Below are 15,676 nucleotides of genomic sequence, written 5' to 3' on the forward strand. Positions count from 1 at the left end.
ACTTTCGGAATAAAAACAGGCTGCTTTACGGTAGACAAATATGTCTTTGAGCAAAGAACGGTTTTTTCTTTTTTCTTCGCATGCTATGATAAAACATATAGCCCAATTCAGGGCGTTCTGCTATGAATTCACCGGGCGGACCCTGCAGACATCCTAGGGCTGTGTTTGGACAGCGTAAAACAGGAGGTGTCAAGATGGAAGAGAAGGAAAAGATTTATATAACTATATCTGGACGCAGTCATTATTCTTGGCAGGGCAGTATAGCATGTAATGGAAAGGTTTCTGCATTCAGCAGCGAGCTGGAATTGATAAATATACTGGAAAACTATCTTCCCCCTGTCTCTGTAATTCTGGAGTTCAGGGGAGAAGAGGAGAATAAGTAATTATAGGATTACGGTAAAGGTGGCCCCGCCTCCCGGGGTATCTGTTACCAAAAGTTTTCCTTTGTGAAGCCGTACAATCTCTTTTGCAATGGACAGACCCAATCCAAAATGTTCCTTGCAGGTACGGGCCTGATCCCGGCGGTAGAACCGCTGAAAAATCCGCTTTTTTTCCTCATTTGGGATTCCCGGTCCGTTATCGGCCACGGAAAGATGAACCTTATGGCCAGTACAGCACAGTGAAAGGCAGATTTTTCCTCCCGGAGGAGTGTAGCTTATGGCATTATCCATAAAAATTGAGAGAATTTGGGAAACTCTTTCCTCGTCACAGAGTATTGGAGGAACTTCTTCGTCCGGCAGCCGGACGGTTAGATCCAGGCTCTTCTCTCTGGCCAGAAGCTCGTATTTTTCGTATACTGTAAGTACTAAGGTATCTATGGCAGCGGGAGCAAACTGGAGATTCCAGGAATGGCTGTCTGCATTTGCCAGCTGCAGCATTTCGTCAATAAGATGGGACATCCTTTTTCCCTCCGTACGTATAATTTCTGTAAAATGCCGGGATTCTTCAGGTGAAACATTCTGAGATGCCGTCAGACAGGAAAGGATGACTGCCAGAGGGGAACGAAGCTCATGGGAGGCAGATGCTATGAAGCCTGCCTGCTGCCGTCTATTTTCCTCCAGAGGGCGGAGAAGCTTTCCCATAAAGAACCAGAAAAAAATACCCAGGAGAAGGACAGCGGCAGCATCCGCACCGGCAAATTGCCAGCGCTGTGCGGAGAGCTGTTTTTTTTGCGTCTCAAGAGGCTGGAGAACGATGATGCTTAAGTGTCCTGACTTTTTTGGAAGAAGGATTCCTGAAGCAAAGTACTCGGTACCATCGGGAGTCTTCAGCTTAAATTCCGTATGCCGGGAAAGAAGAACGGAGTTGCCCGGGGCGTTCAGGTCCAGCCCGTAGGAGTCTTTGGCCTTTGCAGCTGCCTGTGCAAAGACCTCACGCTCTTTTGGGCTTCTGCGGAGTTCCTGGTAAAAGAGCGCCTGTCCGTTGTCATAGATGGAGAGAAGAAACTGATGATTTTTCTCCATCTTGGCGATCCACTGAAGTGAGATGGTAGACTGACTTTCCAGATGAGTAAGCATGGAGCTTAAATTATTGGAAAAGGCAGTCTCCGCGTTTTTTATCTGGTTTGACTGGGAAAAATAAAGACAGATGCAGGTCATGGCAATCAGTATAACGCCGGTGATGCCTGTACAAACAAGGGTAAGCTTAAACTGCAGTTTTTTAAACATCCGATTCCTCCAGACAGTATCCCACTCCGCGAATGGTTTTCAGTGTTAAGGCAGCATTCACTGCTTTCAGACGCCTGCGCACAAAATGGATATAGTTATCCAGATTGCCTTCCTCGACCTCCGCATTTGGTCCCCATACCCGGGTTAGTATGGTGAGCCGGGGCAGAGTCTGGCGGGGGTTTCTTAGAAAGAATTCCAGAAGAGCGCCTTCCCGTTTTGAGAGAATCACTTGCTTTCCGCTGCCGCCTGTGAGCTGTTTCAGGCTGGGATTGTAGATGATATCGCCCACGGAAATCTCCGAAGACAGCTCCAGTCCTATAGGCCGCCGGCTGATACAGCGGATACGGGCCAGCAATTCCTGAAATTCATAGGGTTTTACCAAATAATCATCTGCTCCGCTGTTTAATCCGGTTATCTTATCATTCAGATCTCCCAGAGCAGTAACCAGAATCACTGGCGTCATTATCTGATCCTGCCTCATCCGATCCAAAATCGTAAGTCCGTCTAATGAAGGAAGCATCCGATCCAGCAGCACCAGATCATGGGCCTGCTGCCGTATCATATCCAGTCCGTCCTCCCCGTCACAGCATACGTCAGACAGAATACCCTCCCGCTTCAGCTGAAACTGCAGAGATTCACTTAACTTTTCGTCATCTTCTATTATTAATATTCTCATAATCTTCACCTCTTACCAGTAATTACATTCAAAGTATATCACAGGAATCTTTATTTTATCTCTAAAAATAGAGAAAATTTAGAGACAGCTTTAGAGAAAAAATAGAGACAGGAGTGTTACTATAGAGGAAATCAAAGATAAGAGGAGGAGTTTCATGAATACATATTGGAAAAAAGCCGTCTGCCTGGCGGTGTCTCTGACCCTGGCAGTATCAGGGCTGGCCGGATGTGCCAAAGGAGAAAAAAAGAATGAGGAGAAAGATAAAGAGACTGCAATGGGGAGATATCTGGAGTCTGATATGCCTCTGCCTGAGGGGACTGAGAGAATACTGGCGCTGGGAAAGCTGGAGGATGGCAGTCTGGAGCTTTTCGGGGAAAGCGGTGAGGGAGGCAAAAGAGTGCTGTGGCAGTCAAAGGACCAGGGGGAGAGCTGGGAGGAAATCAGCTGCCCGGATATTATGAAGCTGGAAAACAGTGAATATCTGGACCGGGCGGTGATTTCACCCAAGGGAGACCTGGCAGCTCTGGGAGTCGCCAATGGGGAAGAAAAATATGCTCTTTTCTACGGCGGGGCAGGAGAAAGCGGACAAAAAGTCCCGGTGGAACTGCCTGCGGCTGAAGGCGGAAACGAAAATGGGATATCGGATATGAAATTTGCACCGGACGGGAGGATGCTGATACGGGACTATGCGGGAAATGTTCATACCATAGATCCTAGCAGCGGACAAATCCTTCAGACTTATAAGGGATCCGGAGAAAAGATTTGGATGTTTGAGGTATTGGATGACAAGCTTTTGGCTGTAACAGAAACTCAGGTGCAGCTTTTGGATCTGGAATCAGGAGATCCTCTGGATAAGGATGAAGTACTGGAGGAACAGATTTTTAACGGTGAAGGCATTAAGAATACTTCGTCTGCCGGGTTTAATCCCATGGTGTTTTTGCAGGGGAAAGAAGAGAATACGTTATTTCTTTGCGGAAGGGACGGCATCTACAGGCATATCTCCGGGGGAAGTGTGATGGAACAGGTAGTGAACGGCGGGCTGACTTCCCTGGGGAATCCCAGTCTGGGACTTTTGCAGATGATAACGCTTGAGGATGGAAGCTTTATGGTTTCCTGTGCCATTGGAATAGACTACCAGCTTCTGAAGTATACGTATTCTCCGGATACACCGGCAATGCCTGAGAAAGAGCTCAAGGTGTATTCTCTGGAGGATAATTCGGATATCCGTCAGGCAATCTCCGTATATCAGAAGGAGCACACAGATGTATATGTGAATCTGGAGGTAGGCATTACCGGAGAGGACGGTGCTACGGTATCAGATGCCCTTCGGACGCTGAACACCGATATAATGGCAGGGGAAGGTCCGGATCTTTTGTTTTTGGATGGTATGCCCATAACCAGCTATATAGAAAAGGGGCTGTTAGCGGACATTAGTGACATCCCGGCAGAGGCAGGGGGCCAGGACGGTTTGTTTGAAAAGGTGGCAAATGCATTTGCAAAAGACGGGAAAACCTATGGAATCCCCTTAGGCTTCCGGATCCCATTGTTCCAGGGGGATGAAGAGACAGCCAAGGCGGCCGGCAATTTATCCTCCCTGGCAGAAAGAGTGAAGAGTCTGAGGGCCGGTAATCCGGAGATAGAATCAATTTTGTCTCCTGCTGATGCCTGGGGCCTTCTGGAAACCTTGTACCGGCTGGACTGTGCAGACTGGCAGAAGGAAGACGGAACCCTGAAAGAGGAAGCAGTAACCGAATTTCTGCGCCAGGTAAAGGCAATCTATGATACGGGAATCCCCAAGGAGGAGGATACCTCAAACGTCGGAACCTTTGAAGTTGGAGCAGGGGGAGCGGGCGGATTTCTGTCCATGCGGGTAGATTATATGAGTCTTATGATGAAAAAGGCTCTGGCCAGTGTGGGCTGGATGGGCTCTGCATCTGAGTATTCCTCAGTCATCTCAGCTCAAAAGGATTTGGAAGATAACGTATATAAGAACATTGAGAAGGATGGAAAGAAAGTATTTCTTCCTTATCTCACAGCGGGAGTCAGCAGTAAAAGTGAAAACAAAGAGCTGGCGGCAGACTTTTTAAAGGCGCTGCTGCAAGAGGAGATCCAGAGCAGTATCACCGGAGCATTTCCAGTGAACAAAAAAGGCTTTGAAGGTACGCTGAAGAATCCTTATGGGGAGGAGGGCGGAGCTGAACTGGCTGTTTCCGGTGAGGGAAGCGATGATATGTTTACCATGTCTTTGCTTTGGCCCGATGAGGAACAACTGGAGGAATTACGGCAGATGCTGGAAGCGGCCGATACGCCGTCGCTTACTGACGAGACCATATGGAATGTGGTAAAGGAACAGGGAGAAAAATATCTGGAGGGCAGCCAGGAACTGGAAGAAGCAGTGAATAATATTATGCAGAAAGTAAATCTGTATCTGGCTGAATAAAAAATGAAAGTTATGACAGAGAAAATGAAAGTGAGCATGTGTACAAAAAGAGGGCGGACCGGACTGTTGTTTCTGATGCCCAGTCTTGTGGGGGTATTTCTGTTTGTATTAATTCCTTTTTCGGATGTAATACGGAGATCCTGTTTAGATGCCATGGGGAATCAGTTTACCGGTCTGGATAACTACCGGGAATTGTTTGCCAATCCTGCCTTTGGTCTGGCGGTGAGAAATACGCTGCGGTTTACCCTTATCTGTATACCTGTCCTTTTGCTTCTGTCTTTAATGACCTCAGTTTTTTTGCACCGGCAAAGGCGGTGGGGACAGATGCTCAAAAGTGTGTATCTGATCCCTATGGCCATTCCGGTAGCCTCTGTTGTCCTTTTGTGGAGAGTGCTTTTCCATCAGCAGGGGATTGTAAACGGGATGATCCAGTGGCTGCATCTACCGGCAAAGGACTGGATGAATTCAGACGCGGCTTTCTGGGTACTGGTCTTCAGCTATCTCTGGAAAAATCTGGGGTATGATATTATACTGTGGACCGCCGGACTGGGCACAATCCCGGATAGTCTCTATGAGGCGGCTAAGGTAGACGGTGCAGGAGAGTGGATGTGCTTTTTTAAAATCACCCTCCCCAATCTGCTGCCTGCATTCTTCACCATCAGTGTATTGTCTCTTCTGAATTCCTTTAAGGTGTTCCGGGAGGCGTATCTGGTGGCAGGAGATTATCCCAATGAGAGTATGTATCTTCTGCAGCATGTGTTCAATAACTGGTTTCGGGAACTGTCCCTGGACAAAATGGCGGCAGGGGCAGTTATGACTGCCCTGGTCATTCTGGCCCTGGTTCTGCTGCTGGAGAGGGCCTGGGATAAAAAAGAGTGAGGTGGTAACAGTATGAAACAAAAATTAATACTCTTTTTCCTGGTCATTCTGGCGGTTGCTGCCTGCTACCCAATTATTTTTTTAATCGCAGGCTCACTTATGGGGTATCAGGAGCTGGGAGCATATCTGGCTCCTGTTCTGGGAGAGGCAAAAGGCTTTGCCGGATGGACGCTGTTCCCGGTGTATCCTACATTGAGAGGGTATGTGGAACTGCTGCTGGATTCCCCGTCCTTTTTTATTATGTTCTGGAATTCTGCGGCAATCACCGGGGGAATTCTGATCGGACAGCTTCTCACTGGGGTGACTGCGGCATGGGGCTTTGCCAGATATGAATTTGCGGGAAAGCGGGTGCTGTTTACAATTTATATAGCTCTGATGATGATGCCGTTTCAGGTGACTATGCTTTCCAGCTATCTGATACTGAACAAACTGGGGCTTCTCAATACCTACTGGGCGCTGATACTGCCCGGAGCGTTTTCTACTTTTTCAGTATTTCTTATGTATCGGTTTTTTACATCCATCCCCGAGGCAGTGATGGAATCAGCCAGGCTTGACGGGGCGGGAGAATGGCAGATATTTATGTATATGGGACTGCCTCTGGGCTCCGGGGGGATTGTATCTGCAATGGTTTTGGGATTTCTGGAGTGCTGGAATCTGATTGAGCAGCCGCTGACATTTTTAAAGGACAAATCCCTTTGGCCCCTGTCTTTGTATCTTCCGGAAATCAGCCTCCAGGACGCGGCAATGGCTTTTGCGGCATCGGTGATAACACTGGCGCCTGCCCTTTTCGTGTTTCTAGCGGGGCAGGACTATCTGGAACAGGGGATTGTAGCAGCGGCAGTAAAGGAGTAGATATGAGAGAACTTTGGAAAAATCACGAGGCCATACGCAGAAAGGCTCTTGCTGCATTTGCCGTTTTTCTGGGAATGATGCTATTTTTTACCGTGGTTTCCCGTGCGGCTGACAGTGTCACAGTTCCTCAGATAGTGGCAGAGAAGCCCTCCGGCAGGGCGATTGAGCACAAGATTGAAAAGGAAGGCAAGGTAAGACAAAATCGGGAGCAAGCAGTTCTTACAGAGCCGAACCTTACGGTAGATGCCATCTACGTCCAGGAAGGACAGCAGACAGAGGCAGGGGAGCTTTTAATGCAGCTGAATATGACGGACATTGAGGAACAGATTCTGACTCTGGAGCAGGAGATAGAAAAGCTAAAGCTGAATAACCGGGATCTGAACAGCAAGAAGAAAGCAGATCAGGAAAAAAAGGCAACTGGAGAGGAACGGGCCAGGGAGGATTATCAGGAGGCTGTCCGGAAAGGAGAAGATGATGTGGCCAGAGCAGCAGAGGATCTGGCACAGGCCAGAAAAGCCCTTGATGACTATTACCAGAATGCGGAGGAAGCACAGGAGGACTCGGGAGTGCTTGAGACACTGGAAAAAAATTATGGGGAAAAAAAAGAACAGGCCCAGACTCTGGAACAAGAAATTACAAAGATTGAGACCCAGACAGAGGTGGAGGTCCAAAAAAGAATTGAGGAGGCAAAGGCCAAAAATGGGGGGAGCAGTCTTACGCCTCAGGAGGAAAAGAAGATCAGGGATCAGGTAGAAGCAGAATACGCACCTAAGCTGGAGAAAGCAAGATCAGACGCCGAAGCGGCCCGGGAGGCGGCTCTGGAGGCAGAAGCGGCATGGAATTCCTATGTGCAGGAGATGGGCTCTCTTAGCCAGCAGGGATCGGAAGCCCAGGAACAGCAGCTCCTAGAGGCAGTGTCTGCCGCGGAAAAAGCATACCAGGACGCGGCATACGCCGCCCAGGAGTCCGCAACTGCTGCCGGCAGGGCAATCGAAGATGCCAATGCTCCGGAGGGCAGTGACAGCACATCAAAAATAAATGAACTTGATATAGAGAAAAAAAATATGGATCTGGATAAGCTGAAAGCTTTACAAGAACAGGAAGGCAAAATCCTCTCTCCGGTGAAAGGGGTGGTTACTAAAATATCTGTAATGACCGGGGATAAAACCCAGGAAACCGCAGCCCTGACTCTTGCGGATATAAGCTCGGGCTGTAAATTTGTCACTCAGATAGACAAAGAGGAAGCAAAATATCTGAGCAGAGGTGATGCCGTCAGCCTGACGCCTGCCAATAACGGAACCGTCATTCAGGACCTGAAGGCGGACAGTATTACCCCAAATCAGGAGGATCCTGCGCTTATGGATGTTACGGTTCTTCTGCCGGCAGATACTCTGGAGATTGGGGCATCCGCCACTATGACAGCAGTGCAGAAATCATCTCCCTACGAAATCTGTGTTCCGGTGGAGGCGCTTCACCTGTCAGAAGGAAAGTACTATGTGCTGATCCTTCAGGAAAAGGAGTCCGTGCTGGGAAAACAGCTCGTGGCAGAGAGGAAGGATGTTATTGTAAAGGATAAAAATGAGAGCTTTGCAGCTTTAGAGAACGGAAGCCTCACACCCAAGCAGCAGGTCATTACCCAGTCGGATCGGGAAATCGGAGCAGGCAGCAGAGTACGCCTGCAGGAACCGTGAAAGGGCAGTTGGGAGTGCTGGGAAGGGCAGCAGCGGCAGGCCTTTGTCTAATCTGCTTTTCTCTGGCTCAGACAGAGACCTTTAAAACAGCACTTCCCAATGATACAGAAGAAATTATACTGGAGCAGGGCGCCTGGAGCCGGGAGCAGTGGGAAGAGATGGCCGTAAACGAAGAGGACAGGGAATTTCCGGATGCTTTTATCCTGTGGGGAGAAAAGGAAGAGGTGCAGATCGTCAGCCGGGATCTCACCAGAACCGCCAACGTAAGTGCAATTGAGGCATGCGGTGATTCCCGCCTCCTGCTTCGGGAAACAGTCTCTCTCAATGAAAAAGATACAGAGGGCTGTCTGCTCTCGGCAGACGCTGCCTGGAAATTATTCGGCAGCACAAGGGCAGTGGGGGAAAAAATACAATACGGAGAGCGGACACTGACTATCCGGGGGATCCTGAGGCAAATGAAAGGCACCCTGTTCGTTCAGGCAGAAAAAGGCGGTGAAGCTATCCTGAATACTGTGACATTAAAGGCCGGGGGGAAGAGCGGCTCCCTGGAGGATCCTGCCAGAAGTTTTATGATGCGGTATGGGATTCAGGGGAAAAAGGTGCCGGTAAAGTACTATAACAGCTGGTCTGTCTTTCTCGTCTTTACCCTGCCGCTGTTTATGCTTCTCCGGGTGCTGGCAAAATACTGGAAATCCATAGACAGAGGAGGGAAGCGGGCAGAAGCAGTATGGGGCATAGTGCTGATGGCGGGGATGGGGATTCTGTTCCTCTATGCCTTTGGCTTTTCCTTCACCCTGCCAAAAGATTTAATTCCAACCAGATGGTCAGATTTTCAATTCTGGAACAGTTTGGGAGAGCATAAAGGGGAGGAGCTTCTTCTCCTTCTCAGAATGAGAAAAAGAAAGCCGGAACTTATGATTGCCCAGCCGTTTTTCAACTGTGTAAAATATATGGCCGGGGCCTGGATATGCTATGGAGCTGCTTTTGGAAGATGGAGAAGAGTAAGCGGCAAAGCAGCGGTGTCCGGCATACTGCTGGCCTGGCTCCTGGTGTTTATTGTAATTCTGCTGAGAAAAGAAGAGGGAAGTCTGCTGATGCAGTCCAGAGGAGTGTGGTTCCTTCTGCCGTTCGAACTTACCGGAAGGTATTTGTATTCCGGGACGTGTTCCTTCGCAGAAGAACACGTCCCAGAATAGGAGGGACCTGTCCCCTTTTGAATATTTGCCCGCCAGAATTTCAAAGAAAGACTAATGGTTATAATTTTATCGTCATAATGATTGGTATGGATGCATATTATATAATATAAAAATGCTAATTATGTCTAATATATCCGAGGAAATTGGGAGTTACCCTATTTCTAAAAGGGGACGCTGTTCTGATTAAGAACAACGTCCCCTTTGATGTCAGTTATTTAGTATTCGCTGTACTAGAGACAGAAAACAGACTATTCCTGAATTCCGGGAATCTTAGGCAGTCTTGCAAAGCTGGCTGCCAGCTCTTCGTCGGTGGGAATGTAATCCTGCATGGTTTTATCCATGTAAGACTGGTAAGCCACCATGTCGAAATAACCGGTTCCTGTAAGACCGAAGAGTATGGTTTTTGCCTCTCCCGATTCCTTGCACTTTAAGGCTTCCTGCACAGCTCCGTAAATCGCATGAGCAGACTCCGGTGCAGGGAGAATGGTCTCCTGCTTTGCAAAGGTAACGGCAGCATCGAAGACTTTCGTTTGTTCCACGGACATAGCTTCCATATAACCGTCGTGGTACAGCTTGGAAAGAATCGGAGACATTCCATGGTAACGGAGACCGCCGGCATGGTTGGCGGAGGGAATAAAATCACATCCCAGGGTGTACATTCTGGCCATAGGAGTTACCTTTCCGGTATCACAGAAGTCATAGGCATAACGTCCTCTGGTGAGAGACGGACAGGAGGCCGGCTCTACAGCTATGATTCTGGGATTCGATTTTCCGGTTAATTTATCCTGCATAAATGGAGCAATTAATCCTCCCAGATTTGAACCGCCCCCGGCGCACCCTACTACTACATCTGGATATTCATCCAGCATTTCCATGGCGGTTTTGCTTTCCAGACCGATGACAGACTGGTGAAGCAGTACCTGATTCAAAACAGAACCCAGTACATATTTGTAGCCCTCCGTAGAAACTGCCTTTTCCACAGCCTCAGAAATAGCACAGCCCAGACTTCCTGTAGTATTTGGATTTGCTTCCAGGATTGCCCGGCCTACATTGGTGGTGGTACTGGGGCTGGGGATAATGTCTGCGTCAAAGGTATGAATTACGGATTTGCGGAAGGGTTTTTGTTCATAGGAACACTTTACCATGTATACCGTAAGGGGCAGATGATAAAAGGCACAGGCTTCTGCAAGTGCAGTTCCCCACTGTCCGGCACCAGTCTCGGTGGTGATACCCTTCAATCCCTGTTCCTTGGCATAGTAAGCCTGAGCAATGGCAGAGTTCAGTTTGTGGCTTCCGGAGGTATTATTCCCCTCGAACTTATAATAAATTTTGGCCGGAGTATCCAGGTACTTTTCCAGATTGTAGGCGCGAATCAGGGGGGATGGACGGTACATTTTGTAGAAATCCTGGATTTCCTCAGGGATATCCACATAGCGGGTGTCGTTATCCATTTCCTGATGGGCCAGCTTTTCACAGAAAACAGGATACAGATCCTCTTCTGTGGCAGGCTTTCCTGTTCCGGGATTAATCATAGGATCAGGAAGTTCCTTCATATCTGCACGCAAGTTATACCATTGTTTTGGCATCTGCTCCTCAGTTAAATATAGTCTGTGTGGAATTTTTTTCATAGTCAATAATCTCCTTTCTGATGGTTGATTGCTGTGTATCCCCTGCGAACCCGGAACTGGTCAGCTATGTGTTACATCTCTCAGAAAGCGGCAGAAAAAAACGGCTTCTGCCCCTTGTTCAGGGACAAAAGCCGTAACACGTACGATCTTCTGCGGTACCACCCGGATTGATGTTATACATCCACTCTGTCATACACTAACATGCATGGTTCCTTGATAACGGGTGAACATCCCGTCGGATATTACTCGGCTGCGCCTTTCCTTCCGACCTCATAAGCCCATTCAATATCTGCTTTCTTATCTCACTCGCACCACCTGAGACTCGCTGGAAACAAAGGAAAGATATCTACTCTTCTTACTCTGCGGTTTCGCTTTGGTTGGTATTATAATATAAAGCATTTGGAAATTTGTCAATATGTTTTAGAAAAAAATATTATTTTTTATTATCTGTACAGCTGTTTTAACTGTCATATGGCAGCAACTCGTTTCGCAGGAATCCCCAGTCAATCTGCATGATATGGTCGCTTTCTCAAATAAGAACTGCTCAGGACAAAGTACACATTCGAACAAAAAGGCACACGAAATAACTTTCTGCTATGCAAGCAAATCACACAATAGCTTATTAAACCTTTCGCTTTCGCTCCATTGGGGAAAGTGACAGGAATTCTCAAACCAATAAAACTGCTTTTCCGTTTCAATCCGATCGAAGTATTTCTTTACCAGAGCAGAAGACACATGACTGTCATATCTGCCCTCGATAAATATGAGGGGGGCACCATAGTGTGTCTGTTCTTCAAAGTCTGTCTGCATGACTTCCTGCCACAGATATTGTATGGCTTGCAGGCTGCCCTTTTGGCGGCGTATCAAATCAGGAAGTGTGTAATACGGGGAGAACAAAAAGGGAATGACCAAATCATTATAATTTGTTCTCCCATAAAGAGAACCCTTATGCCTGACCACCTGCCTTGTAACAAAAAGCAGGTCGTTTAGCCAACTGTCCGTTTGATAGGAACAGTCGATCCCTCTTAATTTTTCTAAGCTCTTTTTATCAGCGTGTGCCAGTGCATACTCATAGGCTGTTTTGCTGGATTGTCTCATATTGACGACTTGCCCACAGCCTATATAAGTACGCACCAATTCTGGATATGCCTCGACAAAGCGCAGCCCCAGAATGCTCCCCCATGAATGGCCTATCAAGTACAACGAATTTTGTTGAAACCGGGACAGCAGATAGTTCACAAGGACGTGGAGATCATTCAGAAAATCGTCGATTGTAACGGGACCGATAAATTTGTAATAGGACTTCCCTGCCCCGCGCTGCTCCCATACAACGACTGTGAACTGCTGTTCCAACATCTTGTTGTACTTCATCACCAAAGGCAATGCGGCGTCTCCGGGGCCGCCATGCAGATAGACCAGCAAAGGAGCCTCTTTTTTTTCCCCGCGTATAGAAACAAACTGAGGCACACCGTTTAGATTCATTTTAGACTGTTCATTTATAAACATTTCTGCTACCCTCCCTATTCGCTAAGTAGAATGGGCAGAGTTCGCCTAAGGCGCCCAAACACATATTTAGCTTTTCCATTTCTAATATGAGCGCATGGAAATGTCAAACAGCTCATGTTGTTTTTCTGTTTCTTGCCCCTGTTTGTCCGCTTGGGCACATTTTGCCCTTTACCGTATTGTATTGCACACAGCAGAAATATGGGTTTTATGGACTTTTCCGGTTGGGAAAATGGTTTATAGGCGCTGATAGTTCTATTTTTTATTCTTTTTACATTCCACAGCATCCACAGCGTCTAAGACCGCGGCACGAAGTCCGCCCCGCTCTAGGGCAGCAACGCCGACGATGGTTGTACCTCCCGGAGAGCATACAGAATCCTTCATCGCTCCAGGGTGCTTTCCTGACAGAAGATGCAGCTTTCCCGTTCCCGCAACCATCTGACTGGCCAGAGCGTACGCCATCTGTCTGGAAAGCCCGTGGGTTACACCTGCATCGCCCAGCGCTTCCAGGAACATACTGGCGAATGCCGGCCCGCAGCCGCTGATGGTACCGGCTGCACTCACATGGGCAGAATCCAGCACCTGAACCAGACTAATGCGGGACAAAAGCCCTGTGAGCAGAGAAAACTCATCATCCGTGAGAGAATGCTGTTCTTCGCAGATAAAGATTCCCTCGCCCACAGCGACTGGAGTATTGGGGATTGAGCTGATATGATGGGTGCCGGGAAGAAGCTCCTCCAAAGTCTCAAAGGGATAACCGTCTGCCACAGACAGGATGATTTTATCCTGGAGCAAGTCGCGTACAGGCTCCATAACTTCTTTTACCATATATGGTTTAACAGCGATTACGACGATCTGGGACCGGGACACTGTTTCCCTGGCATCTCTGCAGGCGTGCATTCCCTGATCCTGTGTATTTCTGCAGAGCTTATCCCAGTTTTTCGCACAGGCATAAATCTGCTCCGGCTTCAGCACTTCTTTGTAAAGCAGCCCCTGGGCAATTGCCTGAGCCATATTGCCGTATCCCAGGAAACCGATGGTAATATCTTTGTATTCATTCATGAAAATGACCTCTTTTCTCAGATGTGATAGTTTATTCTTTACCGTTAAAACAGTAGGTGCACAGTTTACAGGGAGGCAGGCCGATGGACGCAATCAGGTCATCCAGACGGTGAAAACGCAGGGTAGTAAAGTTCTGTTCCTTGCGTATAGCCTCAAGCAGCGCCGCATAGCGTTCGGTAGTAGGATCTGCGTAGTCAGCCAGTGCTTCCTCTACATGCTCTCCTTCCCGTTCCCTGATAATCCTGCGGGTGATAAGATCCAGTTCTGATTTAGAACGGGAAAAATTCAGATATTTGCATCCATAGATGAGAGGAGGGCATGCCGGACGTACATGTACTTCTTTTGCCCCGCTGTTGTACAGGAATTCCGTGGTTTCCCGAAGCTGTGTCCCACGCACAATAGAGTCGTCAATTAACAGAAGCTTTTTTCCCTTAATCAGAGCATGTACAGGGATAAGCTTCATCCGGGCAATCAAATTCCTCTGGGCCTGGTTTTGCGGCATAAAAGAGCGGGGCCATGTAGGGGTATACTTTATAAAGGGCCTTGCGTATGGAATGCCAGATTCATTGGCATAGCCGATGGCGTGTGCCACACCGGAGTCCGGAACCCCTGCCACACTGTCCGGACGAACCAGATTCTCATCTCTTTTGGCAAGCATACTGCCGCAGCGGTAACGCATTTCTTCCACACTAATCCCCTCGTACGAGGATGTGGGATACCCATAATATACCCAGAGAAAGGAACAGATTTTCAGTTCATCCCCCGGTTCCTTTAATGTTGTCACAGACTCGGGGGTTACAAATGCGATCTCTCCAGGCCCCAGTTCTTTATAATGGCTGTAGCCCAGATTAATATAGGCAAAGTTTTCAAAAGAAACGCAGTAAGCGCCCTCTTTTTCCCCGATTACCAGGGGCGTCCGTCCGTAGCGATCCCTGGCGGCGTATATTCCCTCTGGGGTTAAAAGCAGAAGTGTCATGGAGCCGTCTACCATCTCCTGTACGTACTGGATTCCCTCTAAGATGGAATCCTTTTGATTCATAAGGGCAGCTACCAATTCAGTCGCATTGATCTGCCCGCCGCTCATTTCCAGAAAATGGGTGTGTCCGTTTGCATAAATCTGCTGTACCAGCTCGTTCAGATTGTTAATCTTGCCTACGGTAGTAATTGCAAAACTTCCCAGATGAGACTGTACCAGAAGGGGCTGGGGTTCATAATCAGAGATACATCCAATCCCCAGATTTCCCTGAAGTTCCTCTACATCCCGCTCGAACTTGGTGCGGAAGGGAGAATTCTCAATGTTGTGAATGGCCCTGCTGAAGCCCTTTGCTCCGTGGACAGCCATTCCTCCTCTTCTTGTACCAAGATGTGAGTGATAATCAACGCCGTAAAACAGATCCAGCGTACAGTTTTCTTTTGCGGCAACGCCAAAAAAGCCTCCCATGTGTTTATTTCTCCTTTGATTGTAATAGATTAGGTTTGTAGCACAGATATAGAATTAGTTTACCATATATTTACCAAAAACGAAAGGGATTATGAAAATTGGGATTTGACTTCCTAAGCTTGAGACTGCACAGTCGGAAGGTATGGGGGGGGGGGGCAGGGGGACGGTGAGAGGATCCCGCGGCAGCGGGCTGGCTGGTTCGGACGGGAGGGAGGCTTAAGTTCCGGGGACACCTCCGTCGTGAAGAGAGTCTAAGACAAAACCGGAATCCCCGCCGGAGCACCGTTCGTATGTGCAAAGAATGCTTGATGTGCATTCTCTGCCCATGCTCACTTTTTTTCGGCCCGGACTGCCGAAAAAATCTCCTGCGGGAATCCCGGTTTTGCCTAAGACTCTCTACTCACTCCTGCGGAATCGTCCCCGGAACTTAAGCCCTCCCTCCCGCCCACCGCCGCAGGATTCCTCTCACCTGGGTATAGGGAAGTTCAAGGGAGTTGGCTATTTATCCAAAACATCGAGTTATCAATAGTGGGAAACCAGAGGAAAAGTGTACAACGTTCGACCTTCCCCACCCGTTTTCCGTGAATGTGAAGTGAGTCTCTGCCAGGTCAAGGGAGGAGGTCTTGGGGCCAGGGGTACTG

At 48.3% G+C, this 15,676-nt stretch carries 12 protein-coding genes; 6 read left to right on the plus strand and 6 right to left on the minus strand.

The features are described from left to right. The first annotated feature begins 194 nt into the window (after positions 1-194). Positions 195-383, plus strand: a complete 189-nt coding sequence (locus GKG41_RS19420) for a hypothetical protein (protein WP_154261491.1) — start codon at positions 195-197, stop codon at positions 381-383. Here GKG41_RS19420 and GKG41_RS19425 read toward each other — a convergent pair whose 3' ends face one another. Then, positions 384-1,667 carry a HAMP domain-containing sensor histidine kinase gene (locus tag GKG41_RS19425; RefSeq protein WP_154261492.1) on the minus strand — a complete coding sequence of 428 codons (1,284 nt, stop codon included), beginning with the start codon at positions 1,665-1,667 and terminating at the stop codon, positions 384-386. Further along, positions 1,660-2,343, minus strand: a complete 684-nt coding sequence (locus GKG41_RS19430; protein ID WP_154261493.1) for a response regulator transcription factor — start codon at positions 2,341-2,343, stop codon at positions 1,660-1,662. Before GKG41_RS19430 ends, GKG41_RS19425 begins: the two co-directional genes overlap by 8 nt. A gap of 154 nt (positions 2,344-2,497) precedes the next feature. On the opposite strand from GKG41_RS19430, the gene GKG41_RS19435 reads away from it, so the two are divergent. From GKG41_RS19435 to GKG41_RS19455, 5 genes are read left to right on the plus strand one after another with little or no spacing between them, the layout of a single operon-like run. Next, complete coding sequence (locus GKG41_RS19435; protein WP_154261494.1) at positions 2,498-4,783, plus strand: extracellular solute-binding protein; 2,286 nt, start codon at positions 2,498-2,500, stop codon at positions 4,781-4,783. A 3-nt stretch (positions 4,784-4,786) separates the two neighbouring features. Next, positions 4,787-5,662 (plus strand): sugar ABC transporter permease, encoded by an 876-nt coding sequence (locus GKG41_RS19440; protein ID WP_347563388.1) that lies wholly within the window; start codon positions 4,787-4,789, stop codon positions 5,660-5,662. A gap of 12 nt (positions 5,663-5,674) precedes the next feature. Continuing rightward, positions 5,675-6,514 (plus strand): carbohydrate ABC transporter permease, encoded by an 840-nt coding sequence (locus tag GKG41_RS19445; RefSeq protein ID WP_154261495.1) that lies wholly within the window; start codon positions 5,675-5,677, stop codon positions 6,512-6,514. 2 nt (positions 6,515-6,516) lie between these two features. Further along, a complete protein-coding gene (locus tag GKG41_RS19450; RefSeq protein ID WP_154261496.1) occupies positions 6,517-8,205 on the plus strand; it encodes a hypothetical protein in 1,689 nt (562 codons plus the stop codon). Continuing rightward, positions 8,202-9,401 carry an ABC transporter permease gene (locus GKG41_RS19455; RefSeq protein ID WP_154261497.1) on the plus strand — a complete coding sequence of 400 codons (1,200 nt, stop codon included), beginning with the start codon at positions 8,202-8,204 and terminating at the stop codon, positions 9,399-9,401. Before GKG41_RS19450 ends, GKG41_RS19455 begins: the two co-directional genes overlap by 4 nt. 248 nt (positions 9,402-9,649) lie before the next feature. Here the strand turns inward: GKG41_RS19455 and GKG41_RS19460 are convergent, their stop codons facing one another. The 4 genes from GKG41_RS19460 to GKG41_RS19475 all read right to left on the minus strand — a co-directional run bounded on the left by GKG41_RS19460 (position 9,650) and on the right by GKG41_RS19475 (position 15,035). Beyond that, complete coding sequence (locus GKG41_RS19460) at positions 9,650-11,029, minus strand: TrpB-like pyridoxal phosphate-dependent enzyme (protein WP_154261498.1); 1,380 nt, start codon at positions 11,027-11,029, stop codon at positions 9,650-9,652. A 594-nt stretch (positions 11,030-11,623) separates the two neighbouring features. After that, positions 11,624-12,535: an alpha/beta hydrolase gene (locus GKG41_RS19465; protein ID WP_154261499.1), complete on the minus strand. Its 912-nt coding sequence runs from the start codon at positions 12,533-12,535 to the stop codon at positions 11,624-11,626. A gap of 252 nt (positions 12,536-12,787) precedes the next feature. Continuing rightward, a complete protein-coding gene (gene proC, locus GKG41_RS19470) occupies positions 12,788-13,594 on the minus strand; it encodes a pyrroline-5-carboxylate reductase (protein WP_154261500.1) in 807 nt (268 codons plus the stop codon). A 31-nt stretch (positions 13,595-13,625) separates the two neighbouring features. Next, positions 13,626-15,035, minus strand: a complete 1,410-nt coding sequence (locus GKG41_RS19475) for an amidophosphoribosyltransferase (RefSeq protein ID WP_154261501.1) — start codon at positions 15,033-15,035, stop codon at positions 13,626-13,628. Positions 15,036-15,676: the final 641 nt, after the last annotated feature.

The organism is Lactonifactor sp. BIOML-A5 (assembly GCF_009677585.1).
Classification (GTDB): Bacteria; Bacillota; Clostridia; order Lachnospirales; family Lachnospiraceae; genus Lactonifactor.

What these genes read in the sequence shown, in the direction of transcription:
- GKG41_RS19445 (WP_154261495.1), top strand. Translation starts at nt 5,675, where the DNA reads ATGAAACAAAAATTAATACTCTTTTTCCTGGTCATTCTGGCGGTTGCT.
- GKG41_RS19425 (WP_154261492.1), bottom strand. Translation starts at nt 1,667, where the DNA reads ATGTTTAAAAAACTGCAGTTTAAGCTTACCCTTGTTTGTACAGGCATC.
- GKG41_RS19430 (WP_154261493.1), bottom strand. Translation starts at nt 2,343, where the DNA reads ATGAGAATATTAATAATAGAAGATGACGAAAAGTTAAGTGAATCTCTG.
- GKG41_RS19475 (WP_154261501.1), bottom strand. Translation starts at nt 15,035, where the DNA reads ATGGGAGGCTTTTTTGGCGTTGCCGCAAAAGAAAACTGTACGCTGGAT.
- GKG41_RS19440 (WP_347563388.1), top strand. Translation starts at nt 4,787, where the DNA reads ATGAAAGTTATGACAGAGAAAATGAAAGTGAGCATGTGTACAAAAAGA.
- GKG41_RS19450 (WP_154261496.1), top strand. Translation starts at nt 6,517, where the DNA reads ATGAGAGAACTTTGGAAAAATCACGAGGCCATACGCAGAAAGGCTCTT.
- GKG41_RS19465 (WP_154261499.1), bottom strand. Translation starts at nt 12,535, where the DNA reads ATGTTTATAAATGAACAGTCTAAAATGAATCTAAACGGTGTGCCTCAG.
- GKG41_RS19460 (WP_154261498.1), bottom strand. Translation starts at nt 11,029, where the DNA reads ATGAAAAAAATTCCACACAGACTATATTTAACTGAGGAGCAGATGCCA.
- GKG41_RS19435 (WP_154261494.1), top strand. Translation starts at nt 2,498, where the DNA reads ATGAATACATATTGGAAAAAAGCCGTCTGCCTGGCGGTGTCTCTGACC.
- GKG41_RS19420 (WP_154261491.1), top strand. Translation starts at nt 195, where the DNA reads ATGGAAGAGAAGGAAAAGATTTATATAACTATATCTGGACGCAGTCAT.
- proC (WP_154261500.1), bottom strand. Translation starts at nt 13,594, where the DNA reads ATGAATGAATACAAAGATATTACCATCGGTTTCCTGGGATACGGCAAT.